At 68.1% G+C, this 22,533-nt stretch carries 18 protein-coding genes and 1 pseudogene; 9 read left to right on the forward strand and 10 right to left on the reverse strand.

The genetic code is table 11. The annotated features are described in order from the left end of the window. The first annotated feature begins 62 nt into the window (after positions 1 to 62). The 6 genes from ACPXB3_RS20455 to ACPXB3_RS20480 all read left to right on the forward strand — a co-directional run bounded on the left by ACPXB3_RS20455 (position 63) and on the right by ACPXB3_RS20480 (position 7,358). Positions 63 to 608 carry a hypothetical protein gene (locus ACPXB3_RS20455; RefSeq protein ID WP_425706787.1) on the forward strand — a complete coding sequence of 182 codons (546 nt, stop codon included), beginning with the start codon at positions 63 to 65 and terminating at the stop codon, positions 606 to 608. A 146-nt stretch (positions 609 to 754) separates the two neighbouring features. Continuing rightward, positions 755 to 1,057 (forward strand): HigA family addiction module antitoxin, encoded by a 303-nt coding sequence (locus ACPXB3_RS20460; RefSeq protein WP_425706788.1) that lies wholly within the window; start codon positions 755 to 757, stop codon positions 1,055 to 1,057. Positions 1,058 to 1,342: 285 nt separating this feature from the next. Then, positions 1,343 to 2,818 (forward strand): serine/threonine-protein kinase, encoded by a 1,476-nt coding sequence (locus ACPXB3_RS20465; RefSeq protein WP_425706789.1) that lies wholly within the window; start codon positions 1,343 to 1,345, stop codon positions 2,816 to 2,818. 63 nt (positions 2,819 to 2,881) lie between these two features. Further along, complete coding sequence (locus ACPXB3_RS20470) at positions 2,882 to 4,528, forward strand: sigma-54-dependent Fis family transcriptional regulator (RefSeq protein ID WP_425729331.1); 1,647 nt, start codon at positions 2,882 to 2,884, stop codon at positions 4,526 to 4,528. A gap of 165 nt (positions 4,529 to 4,693) precedes the next feature. After that, a complete protein-coding gene (locus ACPXB3_RS20475) occupies positions 4,694 to 6,190 on the forward strand; it encodes an aldehyde dehydrogenase family protein (RefSeq protein ID WP_425729333.1) in 1,497 nt (498 codons plus the stop codon). A 49-nt stretch (positions 6,191 to 6,239) separates the two neighbouring features. Next, positions 6,240 to 7,358: an NDMA-dependent alcohol dehydrogenase gene (locus ACPXB3_RS20480; RefSeq protein WP_425706792.1), complete on the forward strand. Its 1,119-nt coding sequence runs from the start codon at positions 6,240 to 6,242 to the stop codon at positions 7,356 to 7,358. Positions 7,359 to 7,464: 106 nt separating this feature from the next. Here the strand turns inward: ACPXB3_RS20480 and ACPXB3_RS20485 are convergent, their stop codons facing one another. Genes ACPXB3_RS20485 through ACPXB3_RS20520 form a run of 8 tightly spaced genes read right to left on the reverse strand, consistent with a single transcriptional unit; the run spans position 7,465 to position 17,500 of the window. Further along, the gene (locus ACPXB3_RS20485; RefSeq protein WP_425729335.1) at positions 7,465 to 8,082 is read right to left on the reverse strand and encodes a TetR family transcriptional regulator; all 618 of its coding nucleotides are present in this window, start codon (positions 8,080 to 8,082) and stop codon (positions 7,465 to 7,467) included. Then, positions 8,079 to 8,891, reverse strand: a complete 813-nt coding sequence (locus ACPXB3_RS20490) for an enoyl-CoA hydratase family protein (protein WP_425729337.1) — start codon at positions 8,889 to 8,891, stop codon at positions 8,079 to 8,081. The genes ACPXB3_RS20485 and ACPXB3_RS20490 overlap by 4 nt, the downstream gene beginning before the upstream one ends. 55 nt (positions 8,892 to 8,946) lie before the next feature. After that, entirely contained in the window at positions 8,947 to 10,104 is a 1,158-nt protein-coding gene (locus ACPXB3_RS20495) for an acyl-CoA dehydrogenase family protein (protein ID WP_425706795.1), read from the reverse strand. Then, complete coding sequence (locus tag ACPXB3_RS20500; RefSeq protein WP_425729339.1) at positions 10,101 to 12,140, reverse strand: acetyl/propionyl/methylcrotonyl-CoA carboxylase subunit alpha; 2,040 nt, start codon at positions 12,138 to 12,140, stop codon at positions 10,101 to 10,103. The genes ACPXB3_RS20495 and ACPXB3_RS20500 overlap by 4 nt, the downstream gene beginning before the upstream one ends. Positions 12,141 to 12,147: 7 nt before the next feature. Beyond that, positions 12,148 to 13,746 (reverse strand): acyl-CoA carboxylase subunit beta, encoded by a 1,599-nt coding sequence (locus ACPXB3_RS20505; protein ID WP_425729341.1) that lies wholly within the window; start codon positions 13,744 to 13,746, stop codon positions 12,148 to 12,150. A gap of 13 nt (positions 13,747 to 13,759) precedes the next feature. Further along, a complete protein-coding gene (locus tag ACPXB3_RS20510; RefSeq protein WP_425729343.1) occupies positions 13,760 to 14,920 on the reverse strand; it encodes an acyl-CoA dehydrogenase family protein in 1,161 nt (386 codons plus the stop codon). 4 nt (positions 14,921 to 14,924) lie between these two features. After that, entirely contained in the window at positions 14,925 to 16,664 is a 1,740-nt protein-coding gene (locus ACPXB3_RS20515; RefSeq protein ID WP_425729345.1) for an acyclic terpene utilization AtuA family protein, read from the reverse strand. Beyond that, positions 16,661 to 17,500 carry a TIGR03084 family metal-binding protein gene (locus tag ACPXB3_RS20520; protein WP_425706800.1) on the reverse strand — a complete coding sequence of 280 codons (840 nt, stop codon included), beginning with the start codon at positions 17,498 to 17,500 and terminating at the stop codon, positions 16,661 to 16,663. The genes ACPXB3_RS20515 and ACPXB3_RS20520 overlap by 4 nt, the downstream gene beginning before the upstream one ends. Before the next feature lie 187 nt (positions 17,501 to 17,687). Between ACPXB3_RS20520 and ACPXB3_RS20525 the strand changes: the two genes are divergently transcribed. The 3 genes from ACPXB3_RS20525 (at position 17,688) to fadD1 (ending at position 20,891) form a co-directional block, all read left to right on the forward strand. After that, the gene (locus tag ACPXB3_RS20525; RefSeq protein ID WP_425729353.1) at positions 17,688 to 18,626 is read left to right on the forward strand and encodes a PaaI family thioesterase; all 939 of its coding nucleotides are present in this window, start codon (positions 17,688 to 17,690) and stop codon (positions 18,624 to 18,626) included. Positions 18,627 to 18,686: 60 nt separating this feature from the next. After that, positions 18,687 to 19,196: a hypothetical protein gene (locus ACPXB3_RS20530; RefSeq protein ID WP_425706801.1), complete on the forward strand. Its 510-nt coding sequence runs from the start codon at positions 18,687 to 18,689 to the stop codon at positions 19,194 to 19,196. A 99-nt stretch (positions 19,197 to 19,295) separates the two neighbouring features. After that, a complete protein-coding gene (gene fadD1, locus ACPXB3_RS20535) occupies positions 19,296 to 20,891 on the forward strand; it encodes a fatty-acid--CoA ligase FadD1 (protein WP_425729347.1) in 1,596 nt (531 codons plus the stop codon). Between the two features lie 12 nt (positions 20,892 to 20,903). Here the strand turns inward: fadD1 and ACPXB3_RS20540 are convergent, their stop codons facing one another. Both ACPXB3_RS20540 and ACPXB3_RS20545 read right to left on the reverse strand, forming a co-directional pair. Then, a complete protein-coding gene (locus tag ACPXB3_RS20540) occupies positions 20,904 to 22,127 on the reverse strand; it encodes an oxygenase MpaB family protein (protein WP_425729349.1) in 1,224 nt (407 codons plus the stop codon). 112 nt (positions 22,128 to 22,239) lie between these two features. Next, positions 22,240 to 22,533: pseudogene (locus ACPXB3_RS20545) on the reverse strand (HNH endonuclease); the annotation flags it as partial.

Consider the following 22,533-nt stretch of genomic DNA (forward strand, 5'->3'; position numbering starts at 1 on the left):
GCGCGGCGGGACTTCGGCGCAAACCGCGATGGTCAGCGGTGGCCGGGTGTGTAATACAGGCCATGGTCCCTCGTTCCCGCGGCGTGCTCGCCACAGTCGTCTTACTGGTGGCCCTCGCGTCGACGGCGTGGGGCGTGGGGACCGCGGACGCCGCCACCGCGGCCTGGGACGGTCAATGGTCCCTGACCCGCTACGCCGCCTCGAAGTTCGGCACGAGCCTCGCCGCCCGGCAGCACGAACCCGACTTCGCCGACACCTACACCTTCGACACCGCGTGCACCCACGGCAGGTGCGTCGCCACCGTCGTCGCCGGCCCACCGGCGGCGAACACCACCATTCCGCGGCCGCCGCACTACACCTGGAACGGCACGAGCTGGGTCGAACACTTCGCTTGGCAATGGGATTGCTACATGGGGCCCGGCGTGCCCAAGGTGTACGCACCCGCGCATTCCGACGCCTTCTACACCCCCATGCCCGACGGCACCAAGCGCGGGATCTGGACCACCACCATCGACAGCGGGCCGTGCCGCGGCACCGTCACGATGGCCGTGATGGCCACCCGCGTCGGCGGCGGTGGTGGTTTCGGCACCGGTTCCCTCGCGGGATGATCGACGCCGCGCCTTCTTGCAGCGCAGCCTGAGAATTTAACGCCGGGCGTTATTGACGGGATACGTTATAAGGTGGTTGTGTGATCAGGTCGTTCGGCAACAAGGACACCGAACGGCTGCCGCCGGCCCGGAGGAGGTGGAGATCGTTGACTACCACTGACAAGCTTGCGCCGATTCACCCCGGCGAGGTCCTCTTGGAGGACTTTATCGAGGGGCTCGGCATCACGCAGCACAAACTCGCGGTGTCGATCGGTGTTCCGCCGCGGCGGATCAACGAGATCGTGCATGGCAAGCGGTCGATCACCGCCGACACCGCCCTGCGGCTCGGGAAGTACTTTGGGACGTCTGCGCAGTTCTGGCTCACCTTGCAGACGCATTACGACCTGGATCTCGCCGAGGATCGTGTGGCAGATCAGATTGCGGCGATCACGCCGCTCGAGGTCGCGTGACTCGTATCTTCACCCCGACACCGCCGGGGCCCCGGGTGGCGCCCCGGCCCGGGGCAGCCTGGGGCACCGTCGAATCCGCGACACGTCTGATCAGGTCCGCCCCGTTGGCCACGCGCATGCCGACACCGGTGGCCCGCCGGATTGCGCGCCCCTTCGCGGCGCGTGTGCCCCCGGGACACCGCAACGGGATTGATCCCCCGAACGGATGAATCGGGCATGGTCGTGCCTGCCCGAATGTGCCAAGGTTTTCCGTACAGGTCGCCATCGCTGATCAGAGGCACACCCATGGCACTACGAGCCGGTTCCACCTTCGCCGGGTACACCGTCGTCGCGCCACTGGGCGCGGGCGGTATGGGCGAGGTCTACCTCGTCGAGCACCCCCATCTGTTGCGCCGTCAAGCGTTGAAGGTGATCTCCCGGGTCGGTGCGGGCAATGACGAATTCGCGCGGCGTTTCCTCCATGAGGCCCGTACCGCTGCCTCCCTCGATCATCCCGGCATCATCACCGTGCACGACTTCGGGTTCGTCGACGGGACACCGTGGTTCACGATGGGCTACATCGACGGCGAGGATCTGAGCATCGCCCGACTCACCCGCGACGAGGCCATCGCCGTCCTCGAGCGCGTCGCCGATGCCCTCGACCACGCCCATGCGCAAGGCGTGGTCCACCGCGACATCAAGCCCGCGAACATCGTCCTCACCCGTTCGACGACGACCGGGGCCATCGATCGTGTCGTCGTGCTCGACTTCGGCATCGCCAAACTCGCGGGCGACGACGCAACCCCCTTGACGGCGACCAATGCGATCATCGGGACACTGGCCTACTGCGCCCCCGAGGTCATCGAGGGCGGGGCGGCCACTCCGCGCTCGGATCAGTACTCGCTTGCCTGCACCGGATACCAATTGCTCACCGGCACCACGCCTTTCAGCGCGTCGGCGCCGGCCGCGCTGATGCGGGCCCACCTCGATCGGCCGGCGCCGCGCCTCGGTGTCGGCCATCCCGACCTCGCCGGTCTCGACCCGGTCTTCGCCACCGCGCTGGCCAAACATCCCGAGGATCGCCACCCCGACTGCCGGAGCTTCGCCGCGGCCTTGACAGCGACGCCACCGGGGGAGGCGACGACGGAGTCGGCGACGGAGTCGACAAGGGCCGCGACGACGGCCCTCACCCAGCGGATCCGATCCGCACCGCCGATCGGTCCGACCGGCCGGACCACCCGCCGGCAGCGCACCCGCAGCCGCAACACCGCGGCGATGGTCTGCGCGGCGCTCGTCGCACTCGCGGGTATCGCGATGACGGTCGGCAGCATGCTGGCATGGGTGACGGTCGGCCTGACCGACGCCGCCGGAATACATCGCACCTACGTGGTCACCGGCCTCGGATCCGTGCGTACCGGCGGCGGTGCCGGGCCCTTCGACCCGCTGTCGGTCGCGCAGTACGACAACCCGGGCCTGCCGACGTTGGTCTGTGGTCTGCTGCTCGTCGCCGCCGCGCTTCTCTTCGCCCTCCGACGGCTAGCACTCGTGGGGGTGCTCGCCGCGGTCCTCGTCGGCGCCTGGGCCGCGTTCCTCGCCGCTCGTGCTCTCGGCGATCCCTGGCAGTCCGTCGCCGGCGCCGATCCCGCACTCGCACCGTTCACCTCCTGGCTCGACTCGTCGACCGCGGGTGCGGGGATGTGGATGGTCACCGGCGCCGCCGGGGTCGGTGTGGTCGCCGCGATCGTGGCCGGAACAGCCCGGACGGTGCGCGCTCCGCGTTGACGCCGCCCGCACGGCAGACTCCGACGACGGCACCTTTCGCCGGGCGTCGAGTTGTGCCATCGTGTGACCATCGACACATCGGCGGATTCGACGAGGACTCCCGGCCGGCAGGTCATCGCAGCGTCCTGGCGGCGCTCGGCGCTGTCCGGACTGCGGCCCGATCGGGACGTGCTACCCGGCCCGGTCGACATCTCTGCCGCCGATCCCCTGCTCGACGCCGCGCGCCCGGTGCTCGACGAGGCTGCGGGCCGCCTCGCCGGTAGTGAGATGTCACTTCTACTGGTCGACCACGAGTGCCGCATGGTGTCCCGAATCATCGGCGGGTCCGCCATCGAGCGTGTTCTCGACGGCGCCGGCGCGGCCAGCGGCGTGCCGTTCGCGGAGTCCTCGGTCGGTACCACCGGACTCGGCACCCCGGCCGAGATCCGGCGGCCGGTGATGATCAACGGCTCGGAGCACTACCTGGAGAAGTTCAAGCAGCTGAGCTGTTTCGGCCAGCCGATCATCCACCCGGCGACGCGGCGCCTGGTCGGCAGCCTCTGTATGACCGAGGTGTCCGAGCGCGTGAACCCGCTCGCGGTGCCCTTCGTCACCGGCATCGTCGCCGACATCGCCGACCGCTTGCTGAACCGCTCGCGCTCACACCAACGCTGCGTCCTCGACGCCTTCCAGCGTGCCGCGCCGCGCCGCGACACCGCGGTCGCAGCCATCGGCGACGATATCCAGCTCACCAATACCCTTGCCGCAGAGCTTCTTTGCTCGTCGGACATCGGCACGTTCCGTGCCGTGGTGGCCGACCCGGCGCTGCGTGCCACCACGATACGTTTGACGCTGGCGGCCGGGACCGCGGTGGAGATCGTCGTCGAGCCGGTGTCGGGCACCCGCGGCGCGGCGCTGTTTCATCTGCGCCCGCTGCTCGCGGTGAGCACAGAGGCTTCGGCACCGCACCGTCCGGCGCCGGTCGTCGCCGGGGTCGCGATCACCGGTGAGCCCGGAACCGGCCGCAGCACGCGGGCCCGGGCGCTGGCCGCCGACCTGTGCGAGGGTTCGGCCCCGCCGATCGTCATCGACGTCGCCGACCGGCTCATCGACGGACGCCCGCCGGATATCGCCGTCGCGCTCGCACAGGCCCGTGAGCAGTCCACGGCACTCGTCGTCGACGGCGCCGAGTTGCTCGACGACAAGTCGCTCACCCTGTTACGCCACGCCGCGGCCCGGGCAACGCCGCTCGCTCCGGTGATCGTCGTGACCGGTCCCGCCGCACTCGTCGGCGCCGGCGCCGCCGCACTCATCGGCCACTGTCCGAGGCGGGTGGATGTGCCGCCACTGCGCCAGCGCACCACCGAACTCGCCGCGCTCGCCGCGCGCATCGTCGCCGATCTCGCACCGGACACCACCCTGTCGGGCGGGGCCACCGACTGTCTGCTGTCTCAGGAATGGCTGGGCAACCTCACCGAGTTGGCGATGGTGCTCGATCAGGCGGTGGCGTCATGCCAGGCCCGCGCGGCCCGCACCATCGAAACCGCCGATCTACCCGAGCGGTACCAAACCACCAGTCGCGCATCGCATCTGGCCGGCCGCGAACAGGCCGAGCGCCAGGCCATCATCGATGCCCTCGAACACAGCGGCCACAACAAGGTGCGGGCGGCGAGGCAACTCGGGATCAGTCGCACCACGCTGTACGCGCGGATGCGCGCGCTCGGGATCTGATCGACCAACCGTTCGCGGCGGGCGCGAACGCCGACGCGCGTTCGGTGTGTGCGCGTGGTGTTCAGTTTCTGTACATCTCACGCGTCCCAGGCGATGGCATAAATAGAAGCAGGTCCGCATCTATGACCTGAATCACTGTTCGCCCATATCGCAGTAGGAGGCCACATGACCGCCGTCGCCACCGAACTCCTTCCCCGGGTTCGAGACTTCATCTCCGCCGATCGTCGAATGCTGATCGGCGGGCAGTGGGTGTGGGCCGAGTCGGGCCAGACCTTCGAGACGATCGATCCGGCCACCGGCCGCCCCATCACGTCGGTCGCGCACGGCGGGGCCGCCGACATCGACCGCGCGGTCCGCGCGGCGCGCACGGCCTTCGACGACGGCCCGTGGACGCGGATGAAACCCAATGAGCGCGAACGGTTGCTGTGGCGGGTCGGTGACATCCTCAGCGAACGCGCCGACGAGTTCGGTCAGCTCGAGGCCCTCGACAACGGCAAGGCCGCCACCATCGCCACCGCCGTGGACACCGCGTGGTCGGCCGACATCTTCCGCTACAACGCCGGACTGGTCACCAAGATCACCGGCTCGACCGTCGACGTGTCGATGCCGTTCGTTCCCGGTGGCGAGTTCCATGCGTACACGCTGCGCGAGCCGGTCGGCGTGTGCGGCCTCATCGTGCCGTGGAACTTCCCGCTGCTGATGGCGGCATTCAAGCTCGGACCCGCGCTGGCCGCGGGCAACACCGTCATTCTCAAACCCGCCGAGCAGACCCCGCTGACCGCACTGCTGCTCGGGGAGGTGTTCACCGAGGCGGGCTTCCCGCCCGGTGTGGTCAACATCGTCACCGGCTTCGGCGATGCCGGTGCCGCACTGTCGGCGCATGACGACGTGGACAAGATCGCGTTCACCGGCTCCACCGAGGTCGGCAAGAAGATCGTCGACGCCGCCAAGGGCAACCTGAAGAAGGTGTCGCTGGAACTCGGCGGCAAGAGCCCCAACATCGTCTTTGCCGACGCCGACTTCGAGAAGGCGGTGGCCGGTTCGGTCGCGGCGTGGATGTTCAACCACGGCCAGTGCTGTGTGGCCGGTACCCGGCTGTTCGTCGAGCGTCCCATCTTCGACGACTTCACCGCCGCGGTCGCCGAGGCCGCGTCGCAGGCCAAGATCGGGCCCGGCCTCGACCCCACGACCGAGCTCGGCCCGCTGGTCAGTCAGGAGCAGTTCGATCGCGTATCAGGGTACCTGGCGGCCGGTCTGGCCGACGGCGCCCGGGCGCTGACCGGTGGAAAGCGTTGGGGCGATCAGGGGTTCTTCATCGAACCGACCGTTTTCGTCGACGTCGAACCCGACTTCTCCATCGTGACCGAAGAGATCTTCGGCCCCGTCGTCGTCGCCATGCCCTTCGACGCCGACACCGGTGTCGCCGCGGCCGCCAACGACTCCATCTACGGTCTGGCCGCGGGCATCTGGACCCAGGACCTGTCCAAGGCGCACAAGACGGCCCGGCAGATCAAGGCCGGCTCGGTCTGGGTGAACCAGTACAACGGCTTCGACACCGCCATGCCGTTCGGCGGCTACAAGCAGTCCGGCTGGGGCCGCGAGCTCGGTCAGTCCGCCATCGAGCTCTACACCCAGACCAAGGCCGTCAACATCGCCCTCTGACAACGTTTTTCACCACTCTTACCGTTCATCATCCACAAAGGAGTAGTCGATGACCATCACCACCAAGGCCGCCGTCCTCACCGCACCGGGCAAGCCGTTCGAGCTCGTCGAACTCGACCTCGAGGAGCCGCGCGCGGGCGAGGTACTCATCAAGTACGTCGCTGCGGGACTGTGCCATTCCGATCTCCATCTCACCGACGGCGACCTGCCCCCGCGTTATCCGATCGTCGGCGGCCATGAGGGTGCGGGCATCATCGAGGCCGTCGGGCCCGGTGTCACCAAGGTCGCGGTGGGCGATCACGTCGTCTGTAGCTTCATCCCCAATTGCGGCACCTGCCGCTACTGTTCGACGGGCCGGCAGAACCTCTGCGACATGGGCGCCACCATCCTGGAAGGGACCATGCCCGACGGTTCATTCCGATTCCATTCGGGCAAGGACGATTTCGGTGCGATGTGCATGCTCGGCACCTTCTCCGAACGCGCCACCATCAGCCAGCATTCGGTGGTGAAGGTCGATGAGTGGCTACCGCTGGAGAAGGCCGTATTGGTCGGATGCGGTGTCCCGTCGGGCTGGGGCACGTCGGTCTATGCGGGCGGCGTGCGGGCCGGCGACACCGTGGTGATCTACGGCATCGGCGGCCTCGGCATCAATGCGGTGCAGGGCGCGGTGTCCTCCGGCGCCAAGTACATCGTCGTCGTCGATCCCGTTGCTCTCAAACGGGATACGGCCATCAAGTTCGGGGCGACGCACGCCTTTGCCGATGCCGCCGAGGCGGCCGCGAAGGTCAACGAACTGACCTGGGGCCAGGGCGCCGATCAGGCCCTGATCCTCGTCGGTACGGTCGACGAGGAGGTCGTGCAGAACGCCACCGCCGTCATCGGCAAGGGCGGCACCGTCGTCATCACCGGCCTCGCCGACCCGACCAAACTCACCGTGCATGTGTCCGGAACAGATCTCACCCTCAATCAGAAGACGATCAAGGGCTCGCTGTTCGGCTCGGCCAATCCGCAGTACGACATCGTCAAACTGCTGCGCCTCTACGACGCCGGCCAACTCAAGCTCGACGAGCTGATCACCCAGACCTATACCCTCGACCAGGTCAACGAGGGCTACCAGGATCTCCGCGACGGCAAGAACATTCGCGGCGTGATCATCCACGACAGCTGACCGACGGGCTGTCCCTCGACCCGGCCCGGACGCAACACGCCACCCCGCTGTTGCGTCCGGGCCGCTCCACGTCCCACCGAGCCGTTCGGGTATACGAGCACCGGATTCACTGACGCAGCGCGTCCGACGCCATCTCCGTCCAGGCGGCGACGACCTGCGCGCGGCGCGCCGAATCGTCGGAGAGCGTGTCGGCGAGGCCGAGTCCGCGGGCGAGGTCGAGGGTGACCTGCGCGATCCGGTGGACTCGCGGATCGGTGCCGTCGGGGTCGAGCATCGCGACGGTCATCCGGTGCGCGGCGTGGGCGAATTTGTTCTCCATGGGCAGGATCAATTCGCGCAGTGCGGAATCCGAGGCCGCGGCCGCCCATACCTGCAAGGCGGCCTTGAATGCGGTCCCGGTGTAGATATCGACGGCGCGGTTGATCCCGGCGGCCACCCGCGCATCACCTTTCGGCAGCCGGGCCACCGCCGCCGACGCCGCGGCGGTCATGTCGTCGAAGATCTTCTCCAGCGCCGCGGTGATCAGGGCCTCGCGCGTCGGGAAATGATGTTGCGCCGCACCACGCGACACCCCGGCCCGCTCGGCCACTGCCGCCACCGTGGCCGCCGCCCATCCATCGCGTGCGAGGGCGTCGATCGTGGCATCCAGCAAGCGTTCTCGTGTCAGCCGCGAACGTTCCTGTTGCGGCTCACGCGGTACGACGGCACGCGCGTGGGAGGTCATGGGGCCGGACGTTCCGAAAGATCCCACGACGGACGCCGCTTCGACAAGAACGCCGTCATCCCCTCGCGCGCCTCGTCGCTGCCGAACAGGGCCGCCGACTCGGTGGCGCGGCGTTTCGCATCCCGGTCGAACGCGGCGCGGATCGGTGCGGTGGTCAATTCCTTCGATGCGGACAGCCCCTGCGGTGCGGCTCTACGGATACCGCCGAGTGCCACCGCCAGCGTGTCGTCGAGCTCCTCGCTGCTGCCGTGTGCCTGCGTGATGAGGCCGATCCGTTCGGCGGTGACGGCATCGAAGGTCTCGCCCGTGAGGTAGTACCGGCCCGAGGATCGTGCGGTCATCTTTCCCAGCAGCACCACCGAGATCACCGACGGCGCCAGTCCCAACCGCGACTCGGTGAGCGCGAACGTGGACGACGGACCCGCAAAGACCATGTCGCAGGAGCCGATCAGCCCGAGTCCGCCCGCACGCACGTGCCCGTCGATGCGCGCGATCACCGGCTTGGGCAGTTCGAGAATCGTCCGGAGCACCATCAGCATCGCCTCGGTGCCCGCGGCCGATGCCTCCTCGACGCTCGCGCCGCGCGCGAGTGCCTCGCCGAGATCGGCTCCCGCACAGAACGTCGTGCCGGTATGCGCGAGCACGACGGCTCGCACGTCCGGATTCTCCTGTGCGGCACGCAGAGCCGTCATGAGCTGCTGGACGAGCGTGGCGCTGAGGGCATTCCGGTTCGGCGGGGAGTCCAGGGTGAGGGTCGCGACCCCCTCGGCGACCGCGGTCGCGACGAGGTGGTCGTTCTGCTCGGTCACGTCGGCATCCTCTCGAGTTCGACTGTCGTGCATACGATCGGGCATGTCCGCGTTCTCAGTACGACTTCGGCAGACCGAGACTGGTCTGGGCGACGAAGTTGAGGATCATCTCCCGGCTCACCGGTGCGATCCGCGCGATCCGGGCCAGCGCCAGCATCGGTGCCAGCCCGTACTCGGTGGTGAGTCCGTTGCCGCCCAGCGAATGCACGGCCTGGTCGACGATCTTCACGCACGCCTCGGCGGCCGCATATTTTGCCATATTCGCCGGCTCCGCCGCGCCCCAATCGTCACCCGCGTCATAGAGGGTGGCGGCCTTCTGCATCATCAGTTTGGCCATCTCGAGTTCGATCTTGCCCTGCGCCAACGGATGTGCGATCGCCTGATGCGCACCGATCGGGGTCTTCCACACCGTGCGGTCGTTGACGTATTCGACCGCCTTGCCCAGCGCGAACCGCCCCATGCCGATCGCCGACGCCGCACCCATGATGCGCTCGGGGTTCAGCCCCGCGAACAGTTGACTCAGCGCGGCGTCCTCGGAACCGACGAGCGCATCCGAGGGCACCCGGACGTCGTCGAGGTAGAGCAGGAACTGCTTCTCCGGGTTCTGCAGTTCCATGTCGATCATCGTGTACTCGAAGTTCGGGGTGTCGGTCGGCACGATGAACAGCGACGGTTTGAGGTGGCCGGTCTTGGCGTCGGCGGTGCGGCCGACGATCAGCACCGCCTGCGCCTGGTCGACCCCGGAGATGTAGATCTTGCGGCCGTTGAGGATCCAGTCCGAGCCGTCGCGGCGGGCGGTCGTCGTGATGTGGTGCGAATTCGATCCGGCGTCGGGTTCGGTGATACCGAAGGCCATGGTGATCGACCCGTCGGCCAGGCCCGGCAGCCACCGCTTCTTCTGTTCCTCGGTGCCGAACCGGGCGATGACGTTGCCGCAGATGGCCGGCGAGACGACCAGCATCAGCAGACCGGTGCCGGCGGCCGCGATCTCCTCCATCACGATCGACAGTTCGTACATCCCCGCGCCGCCCCCGCCGTATTCCTCGGGCAGGTTGACGCCGATGAATCCGAGTTCACCTGCCTCACGCCACAATTCCTCGGTCTTGCGGCCCTCGCGAGCGCATTCGCGGAAGTACTCCTGACCGTACTTGCCTGCCAATCCGGCGACGGCGGCGCGCAGTTGCGCCCGCTCCGGGCTCTCGACGAATGTCATGCGGTCTTCTCCTCAGCTGATCCTGAATCCTCGTTGTCGATTGCGGGGCCGATCACGGCGAGGACGTCCCCGACGGAGAGTTGGCGGCCGGGTTCGACCGCGAGTGTGGTGACCACGCCGTCGGCCGGCGCGGCGATCGTGTGTTCCATCTTCATCGCCTCCAGCCAGATCAGCGGCTGCCCCGCCACCACCTGGTCGCCTTGCGCCACCGCCACCCGGATCACCGAACCGGGCATGGGCGCCAGCAGGGAACCGGGCCGCGCCACCGCGGCCGGGTCGACGAAGCGCGGCGTGCGCCGCAGACGCACCGACCATCCCGGGCCGTCGGCGTACACGCCGTCGCCGTCGTCGTATCGGGCGACCCGCACCACCCGCCGCAGACCCTGTTCATCGGCGAGGACCACTTCGTGCGGGTCCACCGAGAGTACCGAGCGCCCAGGGGTATCCGGCAGGACGATCCCGTCGCGAGTGTTGCGGTAGCGCACCGTGATCTCGGTGTCGTCGGGCAGTCGGTAGGACTTGTGTGCGGGTCCCGACGCCATGTTGCGCCACCCGGCGGGCAGCGTCGACAGCACGGTCGCCGCAGCCCGGTTGGCGGCCGCATCCGACAGCGCCGCCGCGATGGCCGCGAGCTGCACCGCATCGGCGTCGGCCACCGGCGCGGCCAGCGTGTCGAGCCCCCCGGTGTCCGGGTTCTCGGGATCGAGGTATCCGGTGTCGGTCTTGCCGTCGAGAAAGGTGGTGTCGCGCAGGATGTTCACCAGCAGGTCGCGGTTGGTGACCGGACCGTGGATGGTGGCACCGGCCAGCGTCCGCGCCAGCATCGCAGCGGCACGTCGGCGGGTGGGGGCCCACGAGATGACCTTCGCCAGCATCGGATCGTAGAAGGTGGAGATGTCGCAGCCACCGGCGATCGACGAGTCCAGCCGCACCCCGGGCCCCGACAGCGGCCCGAAACTCGTTGCGGCATCAAGATCGAACGCATAGACGTGCCCGGACTGCGGTTGCCAGTCGGCGGCCGGATCCTCGGCGTAGAGCCGCACCTCGATGGCGGCGCCGTGTGTGCGGGGCTGTTCGATGTCGAGGTGTTCGCCCATCGCGATCCGCAACTGCCATTCGACGAGGTCGGTGCCGGTGGTCAGCTCGGTCACCGGATGTTCCACCTGAAGCCGGGTGTTGGTCTCGAGAAAGTAGAACCGGCCGGTCTCGTCGGCGAGGAATTCGACGGTGCCGGCACCCGTGTAGCCGATCGCCTCCACAGCGGTGCGTGCGGCCGCATACAGCTCCTCGCGCATGTGCTCGCCGACCCGCTCCACGAGCGGTGCGGGCGCCTCCTCGACGACCTTCTGGTGGCGGCGCTGGATCGAGCATTCACGCTCACCGACCGTCCACACCGCGCCGTGCTCGTCGGCGAGCACCTGCACCTCGATGTGATGTCCGCGTTCGACATACGGCTCACAGAACACCGTCGGATCACCGAATGCCGATTCCGCCTCCCGGCGTGCCGCCGCCACCTGGTCGGTCAGATCGCCGACGCGGCGGACGATGCGCATGCCACGCCCACCACCACCGGCGGAGGCCTTGATGAGCAGCGGCAGATCGGAGTCACCGACCGTGGCCGGATCGATGTCCCCCAGGATCGGCACCCCGGCATCGGACATCAGTTTCTTGGCGTTCACCTTGGAGCCCATCGCCGCGATGGCCGCCGGCGGCGGGCCGATCCAGACCAGTCCGGCGTCGAGTACGGCCTGGGCGAATTCGGCGTTCTCCGAGAGGAATCCGTATCCGGGATGGATGGCGTCGGCGTCTGCGGCACGGGCGGCGGCGATGATCGTGTCGGCCCGCAGATAGGTATCGACTGAGGTGGAGCCGGGTAGCCGCACCGCGAGGTCGGCGGCGCGTACGTGCGGCGAGCCGGCGTCGGGGTCGGAGTAGACGGCAACCGTGCCGATCCCCATGGCCCGGCAGGTGGTGAACACGCGGGTGGCGATCTCGCCGCGGTTGGCGACGAGGACGCGGGTGATGATGCTGCTCATGTCGTCCTCACATCCGGAAGACGCCGAAGTTCGACGTCCCCTCGACCGGTGCACCGTGGATCGCCGACAGCGTCAGCCCGAGAATCGTCCGGGTGTCGCGTGGGTCGATGACCCCGTCGTCGTAGAGCATCCCGGACAGGAACGCCGGCACCGACTCTGCTTCGATCTGTGCCTCGATCATCTGCCGCATCGCCGCGTCGGCAGCCTCGTCGACCACCCCGCCCCGCGCTTCGGTCGCCGCGCGCGACACGATCGAGATGACGCCGGCGAGCTGCGCGGCCCCCATGACGGCGGATTTGGCGCTGGGCCAGGCGAACAGGAATCGCGGGTCGTAGGCGCGTCCGCACATGCCGTAGTGACCGGCCCCGTAACTCGCGCCCATCAGGACCGACAGATGCGGCACCGTCGAGTTGGACACCGCGTTGATCATCATCGAGCCGTGCTTGATGATGCCGCCGCGCTCGTACTCCTTGCCGACCATGTAACCGGTCGTGTTGTGCAGGAACAGCAATGGCGTGTCGGACCGATTGGCGAGCTGGATGAATTGCGCCGCCTTCTGCGATTCCTGACTGAACAGCACGCCCTGCGCGTTGGCGAGAACGCCGATGGGATAGCCGTGGATACGCGCCCACCCGGTGCACAGCGAATTGCCGTATTCGGTTTTGAACTCGTCGAAGTCGCTGTCGTCGACGAGGCGGGCGATCACCTCGCGCGGGTCGAACGGAATCTTCAGATCGCCAGGCACGATGCCCAGCAGTTCTTCACTGTCGTAACGTGGTTCACGCACCTGCGTCGCCGGGCTCGGCCCCTGCTTGCGCCAGTTGAGGCGGGCGACGATGCGCCGGCCTATGCGAATCGCATCCTGTTCGTCGACGGCGTAGTAGTCGGCCAGACCCGACTGCCGGGCATGCAGTTGTGCACCGCCGAGGGATTCGTCGTCGCTGTCCTCGCCGGTGGCCATCTTCACCAGCGGCGGCCCACCGAGGAACACCTTCGACGCGTTCTCGATCATCACGACGTGATCGCTCATCCCGGGCACATAGGCGCCACCGGCGGTCGAGTTGCCGAACACCAGTGCCACGGTGGGGATGCCGGCGGCCGAGAGCCGAGTGAGGTCGCGGAACATCTGCCCGCCGGGGATGAAGACCTCCTTCTGCGTGGGCAGGTCGGCGCCACCGGACTCGACCAGCGAGATCACCGGCAGCCGATTCGCCAGCGCGATGTCGTTGGTGCGCAAGATCTTGCGCAGCGTCCACGGATTGGAGGTACCGCCCTTGACGGTGGGGTCGTTGGCGACGATCAGGCACTCCACACCCTCGACGACGCCGATCCCGGCCACCACCGACGCGCCGACGGTGAAGTCGGAGCCGTAGGCGGCCAGGGGGCACAACTCGAGGAACGCGGAGTCCTCGTCGATGAGCAGCTCGATGCGTTCCCGCGCGAGCATCTTGCCACGCTTGCGATGTCGGTCGACGTACTTCTCGCCGCCACCGGCCAGCGCCTTGTCGAGCTCGGCCTGCAACTCGTCGAGCTTCGCGCGCATCACGTCGCGGTTTTCCCGATACGCTGCGTCGGCCACGTCGAGGGTCGAGCGGATCGCTGTCACCGGATGATTCCTCTCACTGCTGATACCCCAATCGTTTCGCCGCCAGGCCGGTCAGGATCTCGGTGGTGCCACCGCCGATCCCGAGGATCCGCATGTCGCGATACTGCCGCTCGACCTCGGTGCCGGTCATGTATCCGAGCCCACCGAAGAGCTGAACGGCCTTGTCGGCCACCCATTGTCCGGTTTCGACGGCGGTGTTCTTGGCGAAGCAGACCTCGGCGATGAGATCGTCGGACGAGGTCACCTTGCGCTCGACGACGGCGCGGGTGTAGGTGCGGGCGACGTCGATGCGGCGCGCCATCTCGGTCAGCGTGTCCTGCACCGACTGTCGCGCGATGATCGGCTTGCCGAAGGTCTCCCGTTGCCGCGCCCACTCGACCGTGAGGTCCAGGCATCGTTGCGCACTGGCGTAGGCCTGCACCGCCAACGCCGACCGTTCGGTGACGAACGCCGCGGCGATCTGCGCGAATCCGGAGTTCTCCACGCCCACCAGGTTTTCCGCGGGCACGCGAACGTCGACGAACGACAGTTCCGCGGTGTCCGAGCATCGCCAGCCCATCTTGTCGAGTGCGCGGGTGACGGTGAAACCCGGTGTGCCCTTCTCGATCACCAGCAGCGACACGCCCGATGCACCCGGGCCGCCGGTACGGACCGCGGTGACGACGAAGTCGGCGCGCACGCCGGAGGTGATGTATGTCTTGGCGCCGTTGACGATGTACGCGTCGCCGTCGCGGTCCGCGCGCGTCGTCAGGTGGCCCACGTCGCTGCCGCCACCCGGTTCGGTGATGGCGAGACTGCCGATCATCTCGCCGGCCAGGGTCGGCCGCACCCACCGGTCGAGCTGAACGGCATCGCCCGCGGCGATCAGGTGCGGCAGCGCGATCCCATGCGTGAACAGCGAGGCGAAGACACCACCGGCGGCCCCGGCGTAGTGCAGTTGCTCGCCGAGAATCGACGCGTCGACGAGGTCGCCGCCGGAGCCGCCCACCTCCTCGGGGATGCCGAGTCCGAACAGGCCGGGTTTCGCCGCCTCACGGTGTATCTCTCGTGGGATCTCGCCGGTCTTTTCCCATTCGTCCTGGTTCGGCAGAATATGCCGGGACACGAAGCCGTGCACGGTTTCCCGCAGCGCACGGCGATCCACACCATCCCAGATGTCGCTGGTGATCGGCACCGGCTCAGCCCCTTCCGCCGGTGTCGGTGAAGCGGATCGGGATCGGGACCGGCCGCGAACGCAGCCACTCCCCCAGCCCCTTGGCCTGCGGGTCGAAGCGCACGTTGTCGGCGACCCCGCGGCCGAGGATGCCCTCGATGACGAAGTTCACCGCCAGGAGATTGGGCAGCCGGTGACGGTGCACCCTCAGATCCGCCACCTCGGGCAGGAGCTTCGCGAGCAGATCGGTGTCGAGGGTGGCGTCGAGCCACTCGAAGTGCTCGGGATCACGCACCCACACACCGATATTCGCGCTTCCGCCCTTGTCGCCACTGCGCGCGCCGGCAATGGTTCCCAGCGGCAGTATCGCCGCGGGTTCGGAGTCCCGGGAGACTCCGCCCGGGACCCGGTTCTGCGGTTCGTCGGGTTGCACGCGGGTGCGTAGCGGGCTCGGGTCGATCCGTTCGACGACCCCGTCGGGCAGCGCCACGCGATGCTCGACGGCGACCGCATCGACATATCCGGCCTCGAAAAACCCGTAGGGCGAACCCCTTCCGGGTGGTGCGGTCATGCTGAATCCGGGATAGCTGGCCAGAGCGAGCTCGACAGCGGCCGACGAGAATGCGCGGCCCACCTTGGCGGCGTCCGAATCGCGTGCGACGCACCGCAACAGCGCCGACGCCTGCTCCTCGGTCGCCGCATCGGACCGGTCGAGACGCGACAACTCCCAGGTGAGCTGCTCGGGCGGGTCGGACAGGGATGCGAGGAACTGGTGCCGGAACAGCTCGGCCTTTTCCTCGATGTCCAGCCCGGTCACGATCATGGTGATCTCGTTGCTTACTCCCGCAAGATGATTGAGCGACACCTTGGTGGTGTCCGGCGGGACCTCACCGCGCACCCCGCTGATCGCGACGCGGTCGGTTCCCTGCTGGGTCAGGGAGATGGTGTCGAGGCGCGTGGTGACATCGGGGCCGAGATAGCGGGGTCCACCGACCTCATAGAGCAACTGTGCGGTCACCGTTCCCACGGTCACCGCCCCGCCGGTGCCCGGATGTTTGGTGATGACCGACGACCCGTCGGCGGCGACCTCGGCGATCGGGAACCCGAGATGTCCGGCGCCCGGCGAGCCGGTGAAGTCGAGTTCGGTGAAGAAGGAGTAGTTGCCGCCGGTGGCCTGGGCCCCGCATTCGATGACGTGCCCGGCGACCACCGCGCCGGCGAGTACGTCGAGATCGGCATAGCCCCAGTCGAACGCGCTCGCGGCCGGCCCCACGGTCAGCGAGGCGTCGGTGATCCGCCCGGTGACGACGATGTCGGCGCCGGCGTCGAGCGCCGTCTTGATGCCGAAGGCCCCCAGATAAGCGTTGGCGGTCAACGGCTTTCCGAGTCCGAGATCCTCGGCACGGTGCAGCAGGTCGTCACCGTCGACGAACGCCACACTCACCGTGACGCCGACCTTTTCGGCGAGTTCACGCAACGCCACCGCCAACCCGTGCGGATTGAGACCGCCTGCATTGGACACGATGCGCACGCCCTTGTCGACGGCCAGCCCCAGGCAGTCCTCCATCTGACGCAGAAAGGTCTTGGCGTACCCGGTTTTCGGGTCCTTGAGCCGATCGCGCCCGAGGATGAGCATGGTGAGTTCGGCGAGGTAATCGCCGGTCAGGTAGTCGAGTTCGCCGCCCTCGAGCATTTCGCGCATCGCAGTGAAGCGATCGCCGTAGAAGCCGGATGCGTTGCCGATGCGGACGGGGGTGGGTGTCATCTGTCGTCCTTTCCGGGTTTTACGGGGGCTTCGCCGGGTGATACGGGGGCTACGCCGGACGGTTTACGTCCCGTACCCGGCGGTCCCGCGAAACACTGTGCGATCGTGGACCATTCGCGTGCGGCGTCGCCGGTGATCTCCAGATCGAGGTCGGCCGGGGCGCGGCGCTGGGTGACCAGCAGACAGAAGTCGAGTGCGGGCCCGCGCACCACATCGGCGGCGTCGGGCGGACCCCACGTCCACAACGCGCCCGACGGCGCGGTGATCTCGAATCGGAACGGGGCCGGCGGTGGGGTCCGGCCGTTGACCACGTAGGCGAAGTCGCGAGTACGTACCCCGATGTGGACGACCGCCTTGATCCGGTCGGTGGCCGGCCGCGACACCCCGAGGGCGTCGGCGACGTCGAGCCCGTGCGCCCACGTCTCCATCAGCCGGGCGGTGGCCATCGACGTCGCCGACATCGGCGGACCGAACCACCGGATCTTGACGCCGTCGGGCACCGCCGACAGGGCCTGCCCCAGCGCGGTTCGCGCCGAGCGCCACCGCGCGAGGAGCTCCGCCGGGGCGAGGTCGGCGCCCCGCTCGGCCGCCGCGTCGACGTAGCCGCCCGGATCGTTCATCGCCTCGCCGAGGACCTCGGCAAAACCGTCCGGGTCGGTCGCGGCAAGGGCTGACACCTTGTCGGTCCAGCTCAGATGCGCGATCTGGTGGCTGATTGTCCATCCCGGAGCCGGGGTCGGCGCGGCCCACGCCGCGTCATCCAGGCCGGCGACGAGGTCGTCGAGTTCGCCGGACTCGGCCGCGAGGTCGGCGACCACCTCTTGCACGAGCGTCATGGAGATCAGCGTCACATCGCACGCGCAAAAAAGCAAGCACGCCTGATTGTTTTCTCCCACGTTCGGCTCGCGACCTGGGTCACAGTCGACGAATGCCGTACGGACGCCGACCGGTCCCCGGTGATAGGACTGAGCGATGACCGAGCTGGCGACCGATCCGAGCGCGACCGAGATGTCGAGGACCGAGATGTCGAGGACCGAGATGTCGAGGACCGAGACGGCTGCCGAAGACCCGTTGTCGGTGTTCCACGTCGGTGGCCTGACGGTGTCGGGTACGACTGCCCGCGCACAGCAGCAACTGTGTACGCGGTCGGCCGACCATCGTGGACGGATCGATCTTCCGGCGCTCGGGGTGCTCTTCGACCACATCGGTGGCGCCGCCTTCTATCAGGTGGGCCTCGAGGCCGGGGCGATGAGCATGCAGGCGCGTCTGCAGATGTCGACGCTGGGCCACGCGAGCGTCGACGATCGCCTCATCTGCGACACCGAGCTCGCCATGCACGACGAGCGCACCGGTGTGACGACCGTGGCGATCCGCACCGAATCCGGCCGCGTGTGCTGCGTCGGGACCGCCCGCAACATCCGGGTCGGACGCGGCACCGCCGACACAACCCGGCCGGCTCGCCTCGCCGACGCCCCCGATTGCGCTGACGCCCCCAATTGCAGTGATGCGCACGGCATTCGGCTTCCAGATCCGTTGCCGTCGAACCTGGACGGCCGCGAGATCATCGCGCAGATCGCCGCCGGGACACGCGACCCCGGACCGCTGGCCACCTTGCTCAACGGAGCCGTCGAACTCCGCGCCGAGGGCGGAATCCGCCTCACCGTCACCACCGAACCCTGGATGGGCAACATCTTCGGCACCATGCACGGCGGCGTCATCGTCACCATCGTCGGCCAGGCGTTCTCCTTTGCGGGCCAGGCGCAGGCCGGCGCCGGTCGCGACTATCACGTCGCCGACATGTCCATCGGCTTCTTCCGGTCCCCTACCGTGCAGGGCGGTCCGGTGACCGTCGAGGTCACCCCGACCAAGGCGGGCCGCCGAATCTCCGCCTTCGCGGCCCGGATGACCGCGCACGACGGAACCCTGCTCAGCGACGGAACCGCTGACATCCACTTCCGCTGACGTCGCCCCACGTACGTCGCCTCTGGTACCGTCGTGTGACGAAAGGGGCTGATGTTACCAATGTTGCACAAGATTCTGACGGGCCGACGCGCCCTCACGGCCGGCTGCGTAGCCGCGGGAACGCTCGGCGCCGCCGTGCTGACCGCCGGTACCGCCGCGGCCGCACCGCAGACGACCGAGCCGAGCGCCGCGGCTGTCCGGACCCTCGACATCGCACAGCAGACGCCGACCGTCGGGGTCAGTCACTCCGGGGCGCTCCCGACCGGCGGCTTCGTGGCTCCCCTGGCCGCGGCGGCCACCGGACCCGACACCACGGTGTTCTGGTTGGAACCGATGCCCGCCAACGCGTGCGGCACCTCGTTGCGCGACGCCAAGGTGTCGATCACCTGGAAGAACACCTCGACACACACCACCGACGACACCACCTTCCCGGCGTGCGCGGACGGTAAGCCGGCCCTGAGTCCGCGGCTGGCGACCGGGTCGGGCAACCTCGAGCTGACCGTGACCGTTCTCGGCAGCGGCGGCAACACCTTCACCCTCACGCCGGGCACCGCCACCCTCACCCGCTGAGCACGCAGCCCGACGTCCCCACCGAGACAGGCGGATCACGACTAGACAATTCTGGGAATCTGTCAACACAAACGTGGAACAGGTTCTAGATTTGGGGCCATGGCCGAGACCGTGACCCAACTGCTCCTCGAACGCGCCGACGACGACAACGTCGCGATCACCTACAACGGCGCGCAACGAAGCTGGCGCGAACACCTCGCCGACGCCCGCGCGCTGGCGGCGACGGTCATCGCGGCAGCAGATCCACAGCGTCCCATGCACATCGGCACGCTGCTCGGCAACACCCCTACGATGCTCACCGCACTCGCCGCGGGCGCGCTCGGCGGTTACGTCACCGCCGGAATCAACAACACCCGTCGTGGCGAGGCCCTCGCCGGTGACATCCGGCGCGCCGACTGCCAGATCCTGCTGACCGACGCGGACCATCGCGGCCTCCTCGACGGCCTCGCCCTGACCGGTGTCACCGTATTCGACACCTCCGCGCCGGAGTGGGAGCCGCGGTTGGCGGACGCCGGTGAGCTCGTCCCGTACTCCACGCCCGGCGCCATGGACCCGTTCATGCTCATCTTCACCTCCGGAACCAGCGGTGATCCCAAGCCGGTCCAGTTGGCGCACATGCTGATTCCGTTCGCCGGTCCGCCGCTCGTGGAGAAGTTCGGCATCACCGCCGAGGATGTCTGCTACCTCTCGATGCCGCTGTTCCACTCGGCGGCACTGCTCGGCGGCTACTGCGTGGCCGCCGCGGCCGGCGCGTCTATCGTCCCCGCCCGTTTCTCCGCGTCGACCTTCCTCGACGACATCCGGCGGCACGGCGCGACGTACATGAACTATGTCGGCAAGCCGCTCGCCTACATCCTGGCCACCCCGAAAAAGGCCGACGACGCCGACAATCCACTGCGCGCCGCGTTCGGCAACGAGGCCTCCGACCATGACATCACCGAATTCGCGCGGCGTTTCGGCTGCAGTGTCTGGGATGGCTATGGTTCCAGCGAACTGGCGATCATCGTCACCCGTGAGCCCGGCACGCCCGCCGGATCGATCGGCAAGGGCTTTCCCGGTGTGGCCGTGTACGACCCGGCCACCGGCACCGAATGCGCCCGGGCCCGCTTCGACGAGAACGGCGCGCTCATCAACGCCGACGCGGCGGTCGGGGAACTCGTCAACACCTCCGGCGCCGGAATGTTCACCGGCTATTACAACGACGCGGCCACCACCGGCGAACGTCTGCGGGACGGGATGTACTGGTCGGGCGATCTCGCGTACAAGGACGACGACGACTGGATCTATCTCGCCGGCCGCACCGGCGACTGGATGCGCATCGACGGCGAGAACATGACAGCGGGCCCCATCGAACGTATCCTGCAACGGGTTTCGGGAGTCAATCAGGTCGCCGTCTACGGGGTGCCCGACGAGCAGGTCGGCGATGCGGTGATGGCCGCGATGGTTCTCGACGACGACGCCACGCTCGGACCGAACGAGTTCGCCGCTGCCCTCGACGCGCAACCGGACCTCTCGCCCATGGCGTGGCCGCGGTATGTGCGCATCGCGGCAACCCTGCCCACCACCGCCACCAACAAGATCGTCAAACGGCACCTCAAGCAAGAGGGGGCGACGCCCGGCGACGGGGTGCTGTGGGTCCGCGAACCACGCACGCGCACCTACCGCGTGGCCGCGCGGCCCCTCGCCCCGATCTGAGGTCCGGGCAGGTCAGATCGGCAGCGCACCGACCTCGGCGTCGGCGGCCCCGAAGTGCCGGTAGGTGGCGAGTTCGCGGGCGCGTCGTCCGCGCCATTCGAGATACCGCCCACCGAAGGGTGACTTCCCGATCACCCGATAGCTGATGGTGTTGCGGACCCACGCCATCGGGAAGAACCATGGAACACGTTGCGCCAACCCGAGATCGCGCATACCATGCGGCCCGAGGAAGCCTTCGAGCACACTCAGCAACCGTTCCCGGGTGTACGTCGCGGCGAGATGCGGGAGCCATCGGTAGTTCAGTTCGGACTGTGCGTCGACGAGCGCGCGCGACAGTTCGCCGCCCGCGTCGGTGACGCCGGTCTGCGCCAACAGGATTGCGTAGCTGAGCTGGTGCTGGTCGCGTTCCTCGTCGAACAGCCAGTCCGCGTCGACGCCGATCAGCCAGCCCACGTATTTCCACAGGTGCATGATCGCGCGTGACTCGTCGGCGCCGACCGGTACGCCGACCGCGCGCACTCCCATCATCAGCGCGCCACTGAAGAGATTCAGCGTGGAGGCGAGGTCGGTCTGGTTGATCGGCAGGCCCCACTCGTCGCTGTCCCACCGGCCGTTGTTCTCGAACGTGTCGTTGACGAGTGCGTGCATCAGACGCACATGCACGGTGAGTTTCCAGCCGTCTCCCCCGCGTCGCATCCCGCCTGCCCCGCCGACAGCGATTGCCCAGGTCTGTGTTTCACCGAGACGCCGATTGGCCTTGCTGCGCGACAGCCCGCCGGTTTCGGCAAGCAGGTCGACGGGCCCGCCGAAGCGGTACCCGCCGATCAGTGACAACGCCAGCAGCACGTCGGTGGCATTGCGGCCGAAGCGTCGAAAAACCTGCGCGCCGTATTCCACCAGCTCTGGATCGACCCACTCGGGAGTCGCCTCGACGAGGGCGAAGAATTCGCGCAGCGCGGGCGCGCTGGTCTCGGTGACGCCGTGTGCGATGGCGTGGTGGACATCGCGCATCGATACCCGGTCCGGATGATCCTTGGGGAGTCGCATCGCCGCGACGACGGCGGCGGCGGGTTCGTCACGCATCATCAATCGCCGTCCGAGAGTGGCGAATTCGTCCTCGGTGGGCTCGCGTAACCGCCAGTAGACGCGCAACGGCCGACCGATACGCCGCCCCCGATCCGGTGCTGCCCGAAATCGATGCGGTGGTGATACGTCCGGCGGCATCAGCGCTGTCATGAGACGAATCTACCAATTGGTCTCATTCGCGGGCAAGGGCAATGCCGCGTCGGGAATCTGCAGCCTTTGGTCGCGGAAACCGCGATCAAAGGCTGCAAATTCTTGCGAGTGGTCAGAGTCCGCAGATGGCGAGCAGGCGGGCCAGGCGGGCTTCGACGCGTGACGGTTCAGTGGTCACGTCGATGTTGGCGTCGTCGGGGGTGATGATGTCGACGACGTCGTAGCCACCGGTGCTGCTGTCCGGCAACGGTGTATCCGCGGTGGGTGGGTCGGGTGGTTGCCGGTGGATTTCGGCACGCACCTTCGCGAGCCCGGCGGTGAAGTCGGGTCCGACGTCGGGCAGTTTGTTGACGCGTTTCGGGTGCGGTGGGGCACCGGGGGCGGCGTTACGCCGCCACCAACACCG

Origin of the sequence: Gordonia sp. DT219 (assembly GCF_049847065.1) — a bacterium.
In the GTDB taxonomy this organism is placed as follows: domain Bacteria; phylum Actinomycetota; class Actinomycetes; order Mycobacteriales; family Mycobacteriaceae; genus Gordonia.